Origin of the sequence: Mycobacterium sp. 852002-53434_SCH5985345, assembly GCF_001667155.1 — a bacterium.
GTDB lineage: Bacteria > Actinomycetota > Actinomycetes > Mycobacteriales > Mycobacteriaceae > Mycobacterium.
Genome location: NZ_LZIE01000030.1, coordinates 1 through 15535 on the forward strand (window position 1 = coordinate 1; position 15535 = coordinate 15535).

General features: G+C 67.5%; 13 protein-coding genes. 5 read left to right on the plus strand and 8 right to left on the minus strand.

Annotated elements, in window-relative coordinates; genetic code table 11:
* Positions 1-65 precede the first annotated feature (65 nt).
* A complete protein-coding gene (gene oxc, locus A5756_RS06505; RefSeq protein WP_066949228.1) occupies positions 66-1799 on the minus strand; it encodes an oxalyl-CoA decarboxylase in 1734 nt (577 codons plus the stop codon).
* Between the two features lie 252 nt (positions 1800-2051).
* On the opposite strand from oxc, the gene A5756_RS06510 reads away from it, so the two are divergent.
* Positions 2052-3617 carry a FadD7 family fatty acid--CoA ligase gene (locus A5756_RS06510; RefSeq protein WP_066949494.1) on the plus strand — a complete coding sequence of 522 codons (1566 nt, stop codon included), beginning with the start codon at positions 2052-2054 and terminating at the stop codon, positions 3615-3617.
* Positions 3618-3629: 12 nt separating this feature from the next.
* On the opposite strand, the gene A5756_RS06515 is transcribed toward A5756_RS06510, so the two are convergent.
* Both A5756_RS06515 and A5756_RS06520 read right to left on the minus strand, forming a co-directional pair.
* A complete protein-coding gene (locus A5756_RS06515; RefSeq protein WP_066949232.1) occupies positions 3630-5789 on the minus strand; it encodes an elongation factor G-like protein EF-G2 in 2160 nt (719 codons plus the stop codon).
* Between the two features lie 153 nt (positions 5790-5942).
* Positions 5943-6359, minus strand: coding sequence for a TIGR03668 family PPOX class F420-dependent oxidoreductase (locus A5756_RS06520; RefSeq protein ID WP_066949235.1), 417 nt, complete (start codon positions 6357-6359; stop codon positions 5943-5945).
* Positions 6360-6498: 139 nt separating this feature from the next.
* Here A5756_RS06520 and A5756_RS06525 point away from each other — a divergent pair, with 139 nt between their 5' ends.
* The 4 genes from A5756_RS06525 (at position 6499) to A5756_RS06540 (ending at position 11575) form a co-directional block, all read left to right on the plus strand.
* Positions 6499-7548, plus strand: coding sequence for a S1C family serine protease (locus A5756_RS06525; protein ID WP_066949238.1), 1050 nt, complete (start codon positions 6499-6501; stop codon positions 7546-7548).
* Between the two features lie 121 nt (positions 7549-7669).
* Positions 7670-9454: a maltose alpha-D-glucosyltransferase gene (gene treS / locus A5756_RS06530; RefSeq protein WP_066949496.1), complete on the plus strand. Its 1785-nt coding sequence runs from the start codon at positions 7670-7672 to the stop codon at positions 9452-9454.
* Positions 9451-10800, plus strand: coding sequence for a maltokinase (locus A5756_RS06535; RefSeq protein ID WP_066949241.1), 1350 nt, complete (start codon positions 9451-9453; stop codon positions 10798-10800). Before treS ends, A5756_RS06535 begins: the two co-directional genes overlap by 4 nt.
* Before the next feature lie 64 nt (positions 10801-10864).
* Positions 10865-11575, plus strand: coding sequence for a YoaK family protein (locus tag A5756_RS06540; protein WP_066949244.1), 711 nt, complete (start codon positions 10865-10867; stop codon positions 11573-11575).
* A gap of 41 nt (positions 11576-11616) precedes the next feature.
* Here A5756_RS06540 and ag85C read toward each other — a convergent pair whose 3' ends face one another.
* The 5 genes from ag85C to A5756_RS06565 all read right to left on the minus strand — a co-directional run bounded on the left by ag85C (position 11617) and on the right by A5756_RS06565 (position 15529).
* Positions 11617-12657 carry a diacylglycerol acyltransferase/mycolyltransferase Ag85C gene (gene ag85C / locus A5756_RS06545; protein WP_066949247.1) on the minus strand — a complete coding sequence of 347 codons (1041 nt, stop codon included), beginning with the start codon at positions 12655-12657 and terminating at the stop codon, positions 11617-11619.
* 235 nt (positions 12658-12892) lie between these two features.
* Positions 12893-13711, minus strand: a complete 819-nt coding sequence (locus A5756_RS06550) for an ABC transporter permease (RefSeq protein WP_066949499.1) — start codon at positions 13709-13711, stop codon at positions 12893-12895.
* On the minus strand, positions 13701-14516 hold the full coding sequence (locus A5756_RS06555; protein WP_066949250.1) for an ATP-binding cassette domain-containing protein: 816 nt from the start codon (positions 14514-14516) through the stop codon (positions 13701-13703). Before A5756_RS06555 ends, A5756_RS06550 begins: the two co-directional genes overlap by 11 nt.
* The gene (locus A5756_RS06560; RefSeq protein ID WP_066949254.1) at positions 14513-14974 is read right to left on the minus strand and encodes a MarR family winged helix-turn-helix transcriptional regulator; all 462 of its coding nucleotides are present in this window, start codon (positions 14972-14974) and stop codon (positions 14513-14515) included. Before A5756_RS06560 ends, A5756_RS06555 begins: the two co-directional genes overlap by 4 nt.
* 57 nt (positions 14975-15031) lie before the next feature.
* Positions 15032-15529, minus strand: coding sequence for a metallophosphoesterase (locus A5756_RS06565; RefSeq protein WP_066949257.1), 498 nt, complete (start codon positions 15527-15529; stop codon positions 15032-15034).
* Positions 15530-15535: the final 6 nt, after the last annotated feature.

Here is a 15535-nt window from a genome sequence, read left to right on the forward strand (position 1 = left end):
CGCGCTCGCCTCCTCCGCGGCGCAGCTGTCGCTGGACGAGTTCTTCGACGCGCAGTTATCGCGAATCACCCACGGGCGCTGACCGCTACCGCGCTGGTCGGGTTCAGGCTCGCCAGATGCCCGCTTTCCACCCCGGCCGCCGGGTCGAGCTCGCAGTCGATGATCGACGGCATCCGAGAGCCGATCGACTCGGACAGCGCCGACTGCAGCTCCGCCGGGGTGGTGACGTGATATCCCTTGCCGCCGAAGGCTTCCGCGAGCAGCTCGTGATGGGCCCGCGCGTTGAGGACGGTGGGCGCCGGATCAGATCCCCGCGCTGCTTCGTCGCCGCGGTAGATACCGCCGTTGTTGAGAATGACGACGGTCACCGGAAGCCGGTAGCGGCAAATGGTCTCGATTTCCATCCCGCTGAAGCCGAACGCGCTATCACCCTCGATCGCGATCACGGGGTCACCGGTTTCGACGGCGGCCGCAATGGCGTAGCCCATGCCGATGCCCATGACGCCCCATGTTCCCGTGTCGAGGCGGTGCCGCGGCACCTCCATACCGATGACGTTGCGGGCCAGGTCCAGGGCGTTGGCTCCCTCGTTGACCACGTAAGCGTCCGGGTTTTCCTGCAGCACAGCGCGGATCGCACCCAGCGCGTTGTAAAAGCGCATGGGATGGGGGTTTTCGGTCAGGCGCTCGCGCATCCTGGCGTCGTTGCGGGCGGTGCGCTCGGCTAGCTCCTTGGTCCATTCGGCGGGCACCGCGAGGGGGTGGGCGGCCAGGCCGTCGCGCAGCGCCGACATCACCGAGCCGATGTCGCCGGCCAGGGGCGCGGCGATCGGCTGGTTGCTGTCGAACTCCGACGGGGCGATATCGACCTGGATGAACTTGGCGCCGGCGGACCATTGCGGCGAGTCCCCGTGGCCGAGTAGCCAGTTCAGCCGGGCGCCGACCAGCAACACGACGTCCGCGCGTGCGACCGCGAGCGAGCGGGCGGCCGCGGCGGACTGCGGGTGGGAGTCGGGGAGTAACCCCTTGGCCATCGACATGGGCAGGAAAGGAACGCCGCTGGCCTCGACGAACTCGCGAATCACGTTGTCGGCTTGGGCATATGCCGCGCCCTTGCCGAGCACGATCAAGGGTCGCCGCGCCTGCGCCAGCACCCGCAGCGCGCGCTCGACCGCGTCGGGCGCCGGCAGCTGCCGGGGCGCGGGGTCGACGATCCGCCAGACCGTCTCCGCACCGGCCGCGGCGTCCATGGCTTGACCCAACACGTCGCCGGGGATGTCGAGGTAAACGCCACCGGGACGGCCGGAGATCGCGGTGCGGATGGCACGCGCGACGCCGCGCCCGACGTCCTCGACCCGGCTGATCCGATAGGCCGCCTTCGCGAACGGCCGTGCGGCGTTGAGCTGGTCGATTTCCTGATAGTCACCGCGTTGCAAATCGACCAGCGCCCGGTTGCTGGAGCCCGAAATCTGGATCATCGGGAAGCAGTTCGCCGTGGCGTTGGCGAGTGCCGGCAACCCATTGAGGAAACCGGGCCCCGATGTCGTGAGGCACACGCCGGGTCGGCGGGTCAGGAATCCGGCTGCGGCGGCGGCGTTACCGGCCGACGTCTCTTGCCGGAAGCCGATGTATCGGATTCCGGACGCCTGAGCGACGCGGGCGAGGTCGGTGATCGGGATGCCGACGATCCCGTAGATGGTGTCCACGTCGTTGGCCTTGAGCGCTTCCACCACCAGGTGGAAGCCGTCGATCAAGCGAGTGGGCTCGTGCTCCTGGCCCGGAGATGCCGAAACTGTGGTCATGGTGCCGACTCCTCATGTGTGGTCGGAGGTGAGGTAAAAGCCTCAGCCCATACTCTGGCGCGGCCGCCCCGCGGGTGTCCAAGACCAAGCCGCTATGCCGCGATTCACGCCGTCTATCGGTGCTGGCCGGCCGGGTTCCGCGGCGTCGATAGCCAGCGGTTATCGGTCGTGAGCGAATCGATATTGGACGCGCGGGACGGCCACCCGTCATGGTTCGAGCAGGTGGACGACGAAGAGACAAGGAGCGCGGCGATGAAACCTGAGGCGATCATCGGCAGCCATGCCACGGCGGAGACGTCGGGCCCACGCATCGCCGATTTGGTCGAGGAGGCGGCACGCCGGTCCCCGGGGGCGCCCGCGCTGGTCGCCACCTCCGACCGCGCACCGGTCAGCTACCAGGATCTGCTCCGGCTCGTGGACGACCTGGCCGCGCAGTTGAAGCGGGCCGGGCTGCGGCCGGGCGATCGCGTCGCGCTGCGCTCCGGGAGCAACGCGGAATTCGTCGTCGGACTGTTGGCCGCCTCGCGGGCCGACCTGGTCGCGGTCCCGCTGGACCCGGCCCTTCCGGTCGGCGACCAGCGCACCCGCAGCGAGGCGGTGGGCGCCCGGGCGGTGCTCATCGACGGCGACGCGCCCGCCGATCAGAAAAAACCGGGCCTGCCGTGGTGGCCGCTCGCGGTGACGGTCGGCACCCCGACGGTGCGCTTGGACGTGACCGCAGCTCCGGCACAACACTTTTCGACGCCGGAGGGGATGCGCGACGACGACGCGATGATCATGTTCACCGGCGGCACCACCGGGGTGCCGAAGATGGTCCCCTGGACCCGCGGCAACATCGCCGCCTCGGTGCGGGCCATCATCGCCGGTTACGGGCTGAGCCCCAGCGACGCCACGGTGGCGGTGATGCCGCTCTACCACGGTCACGGGCTTCTGGCCGCGCTGCTGGGGACCCTGGTGTCCGGGGGAGCGGTGCTGCTGCCCGCGCGGGGACGGTTCTCGGCCCACACCTTCTGGGACGACATCGGCGCCGTCCGCGCCACCTGGTACACGGCGGTGCCGACCATTCACCAGATCTTGTTGGAGCGGGCCGAAACCGACCGACCGGGCGAGGCCGGATTGCGGTTCATCCGCAGCTGCAGCGCCCCCCTCACCGCCGAAACGGCGCAGGCGCTGCAGGACACGTTCTCGGCCCCGGTAGTGTGCGCCTTCGGCATGACCGAAGCCACCCACCAGGTCGCCACGACAGAAATCGGCCACGCCGAAAACCCGGCTGCCACACCGGGTCTCGTTGGTCGCTCGACAGGGCCGGAAATCAGAATCGTCGGGACCGACGGCCGGCCGGTGCCTACGGGGGAGGTCGGTGAGGTGTGGCTGCACGGACCCACCGTGGTCCGGGGCTACCTGGGCGACCCGGCGATCACCGCAGCCAATTTCACCGACGGGTGGTTGCGCACCGGTGACCTGGGAACGCTGTCGGCGGCCGGTGAACTGATCATCCGTGGGCGGATCAAGGAGCTCATCAACCGGGGCGGCGAGAAGATCTCCCCGGAACGCGTCGAGGGCGTGCTGGGCAGCCACCCCGGCGTGCTGGAGGTGGCCGTCTTCGGGATGCCGGACAAGCTGTACGGGGAGACGGTGGCAGCGGTGATCGTTCCCCGCGGACCGGCCGCACCGACCGCCGACGAACTGGCCGCGTTCGCCCGCGACCGGCTGGCCCCCTTCGAAGTGCCGGGCAGCTTCCGGCAGGCGACGGAGCTGCCGCACACCGCCAAAGGATCACTGGATCGCCGCGCCGTCGCCCAGCGATTCGGGGCGTAGCGACTTATGAGCTCAGACGCTGGCCTTCACCCGAGTGGCCGCGGTTTCCGGCATCGGTTCGTAGCGGGAGAAGGCCCGGGTGAACGATGCCGCCCCATGGGCCAGTGAGCGCAAGTCGATCGCGTAGCGCGTCAACTCCACCTGCGGCACCTCGGCTTTGACCAAGGTGCGTTCGTGGCCGGCGGTCTCGGTACCGAGCACGCGACCACGACGGCCCGACAGGTCGCCCATCACCGCACCCACGAAATCGTCGGGCACCAGCACCGAGATCTCGTCGATGGGCTCTAGCAGGCTCACCTTGGTCGCCGCGGCCGCCTCACGCAGCGCCAGGGAGCCCGCCATCTGGAACGCGAAATCCGAGGAGTCGACGCTGTGTGCCTTGCCGTCGAGCAGCGTGACCCGAATGTCGACCATGGGGTAACCGGCGTGCACGCCCTTCTCCATCTGCGCGCGCACGCCCTTCTCCACGCTCGGGATGAATTGCCGCGGCACCGCCCCGCCGACCACCCTGTCGAGGAATTCGAATCCGGAGCCCTCGGGCAGCGGCTCCACTTCGATGTCGCACACCGCGTATTGACCGTGCCCGCCGGACTGCTTGACGTGACGACCATGGCCTTTTGCCTTGCCGCCAAACGTTTCTCGCAGCGGCACCCGGAGCTCGACGGTGTCGACCGTGACGCCGTACCGATTGGCCAGCGCGTCGAGGACGACACCCGCGTGGGCTTCACCCATGCACCACAACACGATCTGGTGGGTCTCCTGGTTCTGCTCGATGCGCAGCGTCGGGTCTTCGGCGGCCAGCCGCCCGAGCCCGACCGACAGCTTGTCCTCGTCGGTCTTGGCGTGCGCCTGGATCGCCACCGGCAGCAGGGGCTCGGGCATCGTCCACGGTTTCAGCACGAGCGGCTCCGCCTTGTCCGAGAGGGTGTCGCCGGTTTCGGCCCGGCTCAGCTTGCCGATTGCGCAGATGTCGCCGGCCACCACCGCCGGTGCGGGGCGCTGCTGCTTGCCCAGCGGGAAGGACAGGACTCCGACGCGCTCGTCTTCGTCGTGGTCGGGGTGCGTGCTGCCGTTCCCGTTGACCGCCCCGAAGAACGACGCAAAATGGCCCGACACATGGACCGTCGTGTCGGGCCTGATGGTCCCGGAGAACACCCGGACCAGGCTGACCCTTCCGACGTAGGGGTCCGACGTCGTCTTCACCACCTCCGCGAGCAGGGGTGCGTCCGCGTCGCAGGTCAGCGTCGCGTGCGGGGCGCCCTGCGGTGTAAACACCTCCGGGAGTGGGTGTTCCATCGGGGACGGGAATCCGCGCGTGGCGACCTCCAGCAGTTCGAGCGTGCCGACGCCGGTGCTGCTGCATACGGGGATCACCGGGAAGAACGACCCCCGGGCGACGGCCCGCTCCAGGTCCTCGATGAGCACCGCCTCGTCGATGGACTCACCGCCGAGGTAGCGATCCATCAGCGATTCGTCCTCGGACTCCTCGATGATGCCTTCGATGAGGGTCCCGCGCGCCTCCTCGATCTTCTCCGCGTCGGATGGATCGGCCGGTTGCATGGTCCGCTTGCCGTCGGCGTACTGGTAGCGGGTCTGCGACAGTAAACCGATCAAACCTTCGCAAGACGGCAGGCCGCTCGGCAGGTATAGCGGTAACACCTTGTCGCCGAACGCGTTCTGCGCGGCGGCCAACGCCTCGGAGTAGTTGGCCCGGGCGTGGTCGAGCTTGGTGATCACCACGGCGCGGGGCATGCCGACCTGATCGCATTCCTGCCACAGCGATTTGGTGGGTTCGTCGACGCCCTCGTTGGCAGCGATCACGAACAGCGCGCAGTCCGCCGCGCGCAGGCCGGCCCGCAACTCGCCGACGAAATCGGCGTATCCCGGGGTATCGACCAGATTGATCTTGATGCCGTCGTGCGCCAGGGAAGCGACGGCAACGCCGACGGACCGCTGCTGGCGGATCTCGGCGTCGTCGTAGTCGCATACCGTGCTGCCGTCGGTGACGGAACCCGCTCTGTTCAGCACCCCGCCGGCGACCAACAGCGCCTCGACCAAGGTGGTCTTGCCGCCACCCGAGGGCCCCACCAGGACGATGTTGCGGACATCGCCGGGACCGTTCGCGGTGGGGGCGGCCGCCGCGCCCTGGGAGGCATTCGCCTTGTCCGCCATGTCCTTCCTCCAGTTCTCCCCGGTGGGTGCGCCCAGCGCGGTGTGTCCTAGCTCACAGGGGCTAGAGGCAACTTTTCCCCCAACCGCGGCCCAACACAAGGCCACGGGCGAGCCACATTTGCGCCGGCCCGGCGGGGCAGGGGGTGTCGGATCTCAGGCGTGCCAGCTCGACCAGCGGTGCACCGCGATCGCGATCACCGGCCCGTCCAACGGAACGGATTGGTACTGAGGGTATTTGGCGCGCAGTAGCCGGTATGCGGACTCCATCGCGGGCCCGTCGGCATGGATGCTGGCCGCACCGTCCACCCGCACCCACCACAGCCGCGTCCAATCGTCGGCGTAATGGTCGACGAGCAGGCTCACGTGGGGGTTCTTTTCGATGTTGGCCAGCCGCCGCAGTCGCCGCGTCGTCTTGGGTTTCGCGTCGACGGCCGTGTACACCACGTCGGGAGCGGCCTCAGCGACCGCGAATACCACCGGCACCAGGTGGGGGAAGCCGTCGGGCGCGATCGTGGCCAGCCGGGCCACCGGCGATCGGGTGAAGCTGGCCTTGGGGTCGAATTCGCCCACCGTGTCAGCCTAGGCGGATTGGAACCTTGCCACTGCCATGAATAGCTACCTGCATTACGGTTATATACACATCATTGTGCCGCCCAGAACCGCAAGGCCGGGACAGTTTGGTGTTACCGCAAAGCAGGAAGGGTGACGGATGAGCAAATCGCACCACCGCTCGGTTTCGTGGTCGTGGTTGATCAGCGTGCTGGCCGTGGTCGGACTGGGCCTCGGCCTGGGCACCGTACCAGCGGCCGCATCGCCGTTCCCGCGGCCGCAGGCTCCGGTCGACGCGGCGGCATTGGTCGGCCAGGTGGGGCCGCAGGTGGTCAACATCAGCACCAAGTTCGGCTACAACAACGCGGTGGGCGCCGGGACCGGCATCGTCATCGACCCCAACGGTGTCGTGTTGACCAACAATCACGTGATCTCCGGGGCGACGGATATCAGCGCGTTCGACGTCGGCGACGGGCAGACGTACGCCGTCGACGTCGTCGGATATGACCGCACCCAGGACATCGCGGTGTTGCAACTCCGCGGCGGGGCCGGCCTTCCGACCGCGGCGATCGGCGGCGGCGTGTCGGTGGGCGAGCCGGTCGTCGCGATGGGCAACGCCGGCGGCCAGGGCGGAACGCCCAGCGCGGTGTCCGGCAAGGTCATCGCGCTCAACCAGTCCGTCTCGGCGACCGACACGCTGACCGGCGCCAACGAGTCGCTGGGCGGGTTGATTCAGGCCGACACACCGATTCGCCCCGGCGACTCCGGCGGTCCGCTGGTCAACAACGCCGGGCAGGTCGTGGGAGTGAACACCGCCGCCACTGATAACTACAAGATGTCGGGCGGCGGGCAGGGCTTCGCCATTCCGATCGGCAGGGCGATGGGCGTGGCGGGGCAGATCAGGTCGGGCGCCGGGTCGAACACCGTGCACATCGGCCCGACCGCGTTCCTCGGCCTGGGGGTGACCGACAGCAACGGCAACGGCGCGCGCGTCGAGCGCGTGGTCACCAGCGGCCCCGCGGCGGCGGCCGGGATCTCCCCCGGCGACGTCATCACCGGGGTTGACAACGTCGCGATCACCGGTGCCACGTCGATGACCGAGGTGCTAGTCCCGCACCACCCCGGCGACAACATCACGGTGCGCTACCGCTCCGCCGGGGGCGGCGACCGCACCACGAACGTGACGCTGGCGGACGGACCTCCAGCCTGATCCCCATGTCGACGATGCCCGGCGGGTGGCCAATTCCCTTGGCGCCGGGCTTGTTTCGTCACATGTCAGTAGGTGTGATTCCGAATGTCGCGCCTCGGGTACCCGTGGCATCGTGGATTTGATGAACGACGCAAGAGAAGCTGTCGAACACCATCCCGGAGGGGGCAGTCACGTCCAGGACGGGGTCGTCGAACACCCCGAATCCGATGACTTCGACAACGCCGCCGCGCTGCCCACCGACCCGACATGGTTCAAGCACGCCGTTTTCTACGAAGTGCTGGTGCGGGCGTTCTTCGACGCCAACGCGGACGGGTCGGGCGACCTGCGCGGACTCCTGGGGCGCCTGGACTACCTGCAGTGGCTGGGCATCGACTGCATCTGGTTGCCGCCGTTTTACGACTCGCCGCTTCGTGATGGTGGTTACGACATCCGGGACTTCTACAAGGTGCTGCCCGAGTTCGGCACAGTCGAGGATTTCGTCGCGCTGCTCAACGCCGCGCACGAGCGGGGCATCCGGGTCATCACCGACCTGGTCATGAACCACACCTCGGATTCGCACCCCTGGTTCCAGGAGTCGCGGCACGACCCGGACGGCCCGTACGGCGACTTCTACGTGTGGAGCGACACCAGCGAGAAGTACACCGATGCCCGCATCATCTTCGTCGACACCGAGGAGTCCAATTGGACCTTCGACCCGGTGCGCAAACAGTTCTACTGGCACCGGTTCTTCTCGCATCAGCCGGACCTGAACTACGAAAACCCGGCGGTACAGGAAGCGATGATCGACGTGCTGCGCTTCTGGCTGGGCCTGGGCATCGACGGGTTCCGCCTGGACGCGGTGCCCTACCTGTTCGAACGGGAGGGCACCAACTGCGAGAACCTGCCCGAGACGCATGCCTTCCTCAAGCGCGTCCGTAAGGTCATCGACGACGAGTTCCCGGGCCGTGTGCTGCTGGCCGAGGCCAACCAGTGGCCGGCCGACGTGGTCGAATACTTCGGCGATACCAGCACCGGCGGCGACGAATGCCACATGGCGTTCCACTTCCCGCTGATGCCGCGCATTTTCATGGCGGTTCGCCGGGAGTCGCGCATTCCGATCTCGGAGATCCTGGCGCAAACGCCGGAAATCCCCGACATGGCGCAATGGGGAATCTTCCTGCGCAACCACGACGAGTTGACGCTGGAGATGGTCACGGACGAGGAACGTGACTACATGTACTCCGAGTACGCCAAGGATCCCCGGATGAAGGCGAACGTCGGAATCCGGCGCAGGCTGGCGCCGCTGCTCGACAACGACCGCAACCAGATCGAGTTGTTCACCGCGCTGCTCCTGTCGCTGCCCGGCTCGCCGGTGCTGTACTACGGCGACGAGATCGGCATGGGCGACGTCATCTGGTTGGGTGATCGCGACGGCGTGCGCACCCCGATGCAGTGGACACCGGACCGCAACGCCGGGTTCTCCAAGGCCAACCCGGGCCGGCTCTACCTGCCGCCCAGCCAGGACTCGGTCTATGGCTATCAGGCCGTCAACGTGGAGGCCCAACGCGACACGTCCACGTCGCTGCTGAACTTCACCCGCGTGATGCTGGCGGTGCGGCGCCGCCACGAGGCCTTCGCGATCGGCACATTCGAGGAGCTAGGGGGCTCCAATCCGTCGGTACTGGCGTTCGTGCGCCAGGTGCCCGACGGGGGCGACACGGTGTTGTGCGTCAACAACCTGTCGCGGTTCCCTCAGCCGATCGAACTGAATCTGCAGCACTGGAGCGGTTGCACGCCGGTGGAACTCACCGGGCACGTCGAATTTCCGCGGATCGGGCACCTGCCCTACCTGCTGACGTTGCCTGGGCACGGGTTCTACTGGTTCCAGCTGACCGCATGTGAGGATGAAGAGGAGCGGCGCACATGACTGAGCCAGCCAAGTTGCCCTGGTCGGACTGGCTCCCACAGCAGCGGTGGTACGCCGGGCGCAATCGAGAACTGACCTCCGCCGAGGCCGCCGTGGTCGTCCCGCTACGGGAGGACCTCGACCTGGTCCTGGTCGACGCCCAGTATGCCGACGGCTCGTCCGAGCGTTACCAGGTGATCGTGCGGTGGGATACCGCGCCGGTCTCCGAATACAGCACCGTGGCCACCATCGGCGCCGCCGGTGACCGCACCGGTTTCGACGGCCTGTACGACACCGAGGCGCCGCAGTTCCTGCTGTCGTTGATCGATTCGTCGGACGTTCGAACCGCGTCGGGCACCGAAGTGAGGTTCGTCAAGGAACCCGACGCGGTGTTGCCGCTGGAGGCGATGCCGCACGTCTCCGACGCCGAACAGAGCAATACCAGCGTGATCTTCGATCGGGACGCGATCTTCAAGGCGTTCCGCCGCGTCAGCAGCGGCATCAACCCGGACATCGAACTGAACCGGGTGCTGGGCCGCGCGGGCAACCCGCACGTGGCCCGGCTGCTCGGCACCTACGAGATGGCCGCCCCGGACGGAACGGACGATGAGGCGTGGCCGCTCGGCATGGTGACCGAGTTCGCGTCCAACGCCGCGGAAGGGTGGGCGATGGCCACCGCCAGCGTTCGCGACTTGTTCGCGGAAGGTGACCTGTATGCCTACGAAGTCGGCGGTGACTTCGCCGGCGAATCCTGCCGGCTCGGCGAGGCCGTGGCGTCCGTGCACGCCACGCTGGCCGAGTCCCTCGGAACGGCGCAGTCGGCCTTCCCGGTCGACACCGTGCTGGCGCGGCTTTCGTCGACCGTGGCGAAGGTGCCCGAGCTGCAGGAGTACGCGGCCACCATCGAGGAGCGATTCGCCAAACTCGCCGGGCAGACGATCACCGTCCAGCGGGTACACGGGGACCTGCACCTCGGGCAGGTGCTGCGCACGCCCGAAAGCTGGTTGCTGATCGACTTCGAGGGCGAACCGGGGCAGCCGCTCGACGAGAGGCGGGCGCCGGATTCACCGCTGCGCGACGTGGCAGGTGTGCTGCGGTCCTTCGAATACGCCGCGTACGGACCCCTGGTGGACCAGGCGGCCGACAAGCAACTGGCGGCCCGCGCCCGGGAGTGGGTCGAACGGAACCGGACCGCGTTCTGCGAGGGCTACGCCGCCGCGTCGGGCACCGACCCGCGTGACCCGGCCGAGCTGCTGGCCGCCTACGAGCTCGATAAGGCCGTGTATGAGGCCGGCTACGAGGCGCGGCACCGGCCCGGTTGGCTGCCGATCCCGCTGCGCTCCATCGCCCGGCTCACCGCCTCATAGGTGCGGGATAGGAATTCGCTATGCGTGCCCTGCGGGGGCGGCCGGCGTCTGACAGCATGTCAGCGTGGCGAGCGAAACCTTTAATAGCGAAGCGCGGTTGTCGTGGGTGCTGGCGGTGTTGGCCGGTGTGGTCGGCGCGATCTCCTTCACCCACTCCGCGGGCTACTTCGTGGTTTTCATCACCGGTAACGCCCAACGCGCCGTGCTCGGTTACTTCACGGGGCAAGGGTGGCTGGCCGCAAGCGCCGGGTTCCTGATCGCGGCGTTCGTTGCCGGCGTTGTCGTTGCGTCGCTGTGCCGACGATTTTTCTGGGTGGACCATCCGCACGGCCCGACGGTGCTGACCACCTTCAGTTTGGCGGCCGCCACCGTTGTCGACGTCCTCGATGAGGGCTGGGAGGAAAATTTCGTCGATTTCTTGCCGATGATGCTGCTGGCGTTTGGTACCGGGGCGTTGAACACCTCTTTTGTCAAAGATGGCGAGGTTTCGGTGCCGTTGAGCTATGTGACCGGCACGACCGTCAAGATGGGCCAGGGCATCGAGCGCCACATCGCCGGTGGTGGAAACGTCTCGGACTGGCTCGGTTACTTCCTGCTGTTCGCCAGCTTTGTCGTGGGCGCGGCGGTGGGCGGCTTGATCAGTGTGGTCGTCAACGGGACCTGGATGCTGGTGATGGCCACGTCCCTTTGTGCGGTAACGACCGGGTACACCTACTTTCACCAGGACCGGCGCGCTCTGTTGATGCAACGGTCCGACAAAAAGCATCGGCAGTAGCGCTGACCGGTGCGCTACTGCCGATGCTGGCTCGGCGGATTTCAGGTGGCCGGTTGTGCCGGTGGTGCCGGTTGGGCCGGTTGAGCGGTGGTGTTGCTGGCCAGCAGCACCTGCTGGATGTCGGGCTTCATCGCGAGCAACTGCTGGTTCCAGTAGGGCCACGAGTGCGTCCCGTTGGCCGGGAAGTTGAACGTCCCGTTGCGCCCGCCCGCGGCGGCGTAGGTGTTCTGGAACTGCTGGTTGGTGCGCAGCGTGAGGCCTTCCAGGAACTTGGCCGGCATGTTGTCGCCGCCCAGGTCACTGGGTGTGCCGTTGCCGCAGTACACCCAGATGCGGGTGTTGTTGGCGACCAGGCGCGGGATCTGGACCATCGGGTCGTTGCGCTTCCACGCCGGGTCGGTGGACGGACCCCACATGCTGTTGGCGCTGTAGCCGCCCGCGTCGCTCATCGCCAGGCCGATCAGCGTCGGCCACCAGCCATCGGAGGGGTTGAGGAAGCCCGACAGCGATGCGGCGTAGGGGAACTGCTGCGGGTAGTAAGAGGCCAGGATCAGGGCGGAGCCACCGGACATCGACAGGCCCACCACGGCGTTGCCGGCCGGCGAGATCTGCTTGTTGGCCTGCAGCCACAGCGGCATCTCCTGGGTCAGGAACGTCTCCCACTTGTAGGTGTAGTTCTGGCCATTGCTCGACGACGGCTGGTACCAGTTGCTGTAGAAGCTGGACTGGCCTCCGACCGGCATCACCACCGACAGGCCGGACTGGTAGAACTCCTCGAAGGCCGGGGTGTTGATGTCCCAGCCGTTGTAGTCGTCCTGGGCCCGCAAGCCATCGAGCAGGTACACCGCGTGCGGTCCGCCGCCCTCGAACTGGACCTTGATGTTGCGGCCCATCGACGGTGACGGCACCTCCAGGTACTCCACCGGCAGCCCCGGCTTCGAGAACGCCCCCGCGGTAGCCGCGCCGCCGGCGGCGGTGACGAGGCCAGACACCAGGGCAGCCCCCACAGCCGCGACCGCCAGTTGGCGCGGCATGGTCGCGGCGGCGCCACGCAACTTCCGCAACTCTTCGAAGAACTTCATAGCTCTCTACCCATCCCAACTTTTATCTGCCATGTGCGGCGGTCGAATCTGTTCGCTGGGCAGTCAAACACGTGGGGAGGGCTCGATTCGCCTGTCACGGCCGAAGCTTCACATCGCGGTTGGCTAACGATTGGGAGTCAGCCCGGAATCGTCACCGTTGGATCACGATTGGCCATCGGAACCGCACGCCGGCCTTCCCAACGGCCGGCGCATCGGCTAACGCCGGCCGCCGTCCCTAGGCGACGAGTCGGCGCAATAACGTTGACGCCGCAGCGATTCCGAGCACGGCGGCCACCACCAGCACGACGATGTCCATCGGGTTGAAGGGCGTGCCGATGAGCAGTCCCCGTAGGGCGTTGACCTCGTAACTGAGCGGGTTGACCCTGCTCAACACGTGCAGCCACGTCGGCATCACGTCGACCGGGTACAGCGCGTTGGAGGCGAAGAACAGCGGCATCGTGATCGCCTGGCCTATGCCCATCAGGCGATCCCGATTGCGCACCAGGCCGGCCAGCGTCATCGACAGGCAGGCGAAGAACGCGGCGCCGAGCATGACGACGGCCATCGCCGCCAGAATTCGCAGCGGGTTGACCGTCAGGCCGACATTCATCAGATACGCCAACGCCATCACGCCGACCACCTGGGCCACCGAGCGGACCCCGGCCGCAAACGCCTTGCCGGTGATCAGCGCCGACGCGGGCGCCGGCGTCACCATCAGCTTGGCCAGGACACCGGCGTCCCGATCCCAAATGATCTGTATCCCATAGAAAATCGAGATGAACAGCGCCGACTGGGCGATGATCCCCGGCGCCAGGAAGGCCAGGTAGGACACCGACCCGGTCTGGATGACGTGCAGGTGGCTGAAGGTGGTTCCGAAGATCAACAGCCACAGCGCCGGCTGCACCATCCGGGTGACGAGCTCGGTCCTGTCGTGCTGCAACTTCTGCAGTTCGACGATCGCGAACGCGCCGATGCGGCTCAACACGGCGCCGACCCGTTGCCATCCGCGGGGCGCCCGGACCAGGGTACCCGGCATGGCGTTATCAACCGACACGGCGCGCAACCTTTCTGGCAGAACGGATTTCGCGGAACGATCCCGCCGACTCGTCCTCCAAGCCCGAGGCGGCATAGTGGCGGAACACGTCCTCGAGGGTTGCGCGCGGCGACACCGTCGACTTCAACTTGGCGGACGTGCCCACCGCCCGCAACTCACCCTGGTGCATCAGCGCGACGCGATCGCACAACGCGTCGGCCTCTTCCATGTAGTGGGTGGTCAGCAGCACGGTCATCCCGAACTGCGCCTGCATCTTCTGCACCTGTGTCCAGACGCCGTCGCGCGCAATCGGGTCCAGCCCGACGGTCGGTTCGTCGAGAACCAGCAGTGACGGGCGGTTCACCAGCGCCTGCGCCACCTCGAGACGGCGGACCATGCCGCCGGAATAGGCGGAGGCCATCCGGTCGGCGACGTCAAGCAGGTCCATGGCCGCCAGCGCCTGCCCGACCCGATCGGAGCGCTCGGCCCGGGGGACCCCGTAGAGCCGCGCGAACCATTCGACGTTTTGCCGGCCCGTCAATGCGGGCTCGATCGAGAGTTGTTGCGGCACATAGCCGATGTTGCTGCGAATGTCGGTGGTTTGGCGGCGCGCGTCCAAACCGAAGACGCGCAATTCGCCTTGTTGCACCGGCGCCAGCGTGGTGAGCATCCGGACCATGGTCGTCTTCCCGGCGCCGTTCGGACCGAGCAGGCCCATGGTTTCGCCCGGCCGCACCTGCAACGTCACGTCGTTGACGGCCGTGAACTGGCCGTACCGGTAGGTCAGGTGCCTGGCATCGATCGCCATCGGCAGTGATGCGCTCATGGCCGTCGCTCCTGCAGTGTCTGGGTCATCATCTCAATGACCTCCAATCCTCTGGTCAAAGCCTCGATTTGGTCGTGGTCAAGTTCGGCGAGCACCTCGGCCAGCACCGCTCGCCGCGCGGCCCGGGACGCGTCGACGATCTGCTGGGCGGGCTCGGCGAGGTGTAACCGGCCGACCCTGCGGTCCGTGTCCCCGACGGTGCGCATCAGCAAACCGCCGGATACCAGCTTGGACACCAGGGTGGAGGCGGTGTTGGGGGCCAGCCCGAGCTCGGCGGCAGCGGCGTTGACCGAGATGCCCGGCCGCCGGCCCACCAGCCACAGCAGCTCGGACTGCGACTCGGTCAGCCGCGACGAATCGAAGCCGCGGCCGGCCGACCGGCGTAGTTGCCGGCGAAATCTGCCGACGACGCGAAACACCTCGGTGACCACGTCGGTACTTGACTTCACCCGTTCCATAATACCTCTGTAGCCGAGCTATATATGTGTGGAAGCTATGCAGAAGGTATGTACCCGTTACTTCTGGAGGCGATGCAGGACGACGTCGGCGAGGGTCCCGTCGGCGACGTCGGCGGTCATGTAGGTGCAGAACGGTTGTCGGCGCCGGTCCGTCGGCGAGCCCGGATTGAGCAGGCGCAGGCCGGTGTCGGTGTGGCTGTCCCAGGGGATGTGGCTGTGCCCGAACACCAGGACGTGGGTGTCGGGATACAACCGCGACATCCGGGCTTCGCGGCCCGTCGCCGCGCCGGTCTCGTGCACCACCGTGAATCGCACACCCGCCAGGGTCACGTCCGCCCGTTCCGGCAGCCTGGCCCGCAGTGCCGGCCCGTCGTTGTTGCCCCAGCAGGCGACCAGCCGGGCCGACCTGGCTTCGAGTTCGTCGAGCAGCTCGGGCACCACCCAGTCGCCGGCGTGCACGACGACGTCGGCCGCGTCCACCTCATCCCAAATCCGTGCGGGCAGGTCGCGGGCGCGTCTGGGGACGTGGGTATCGGAAATCAGCAGCAGCCGCACAACCCC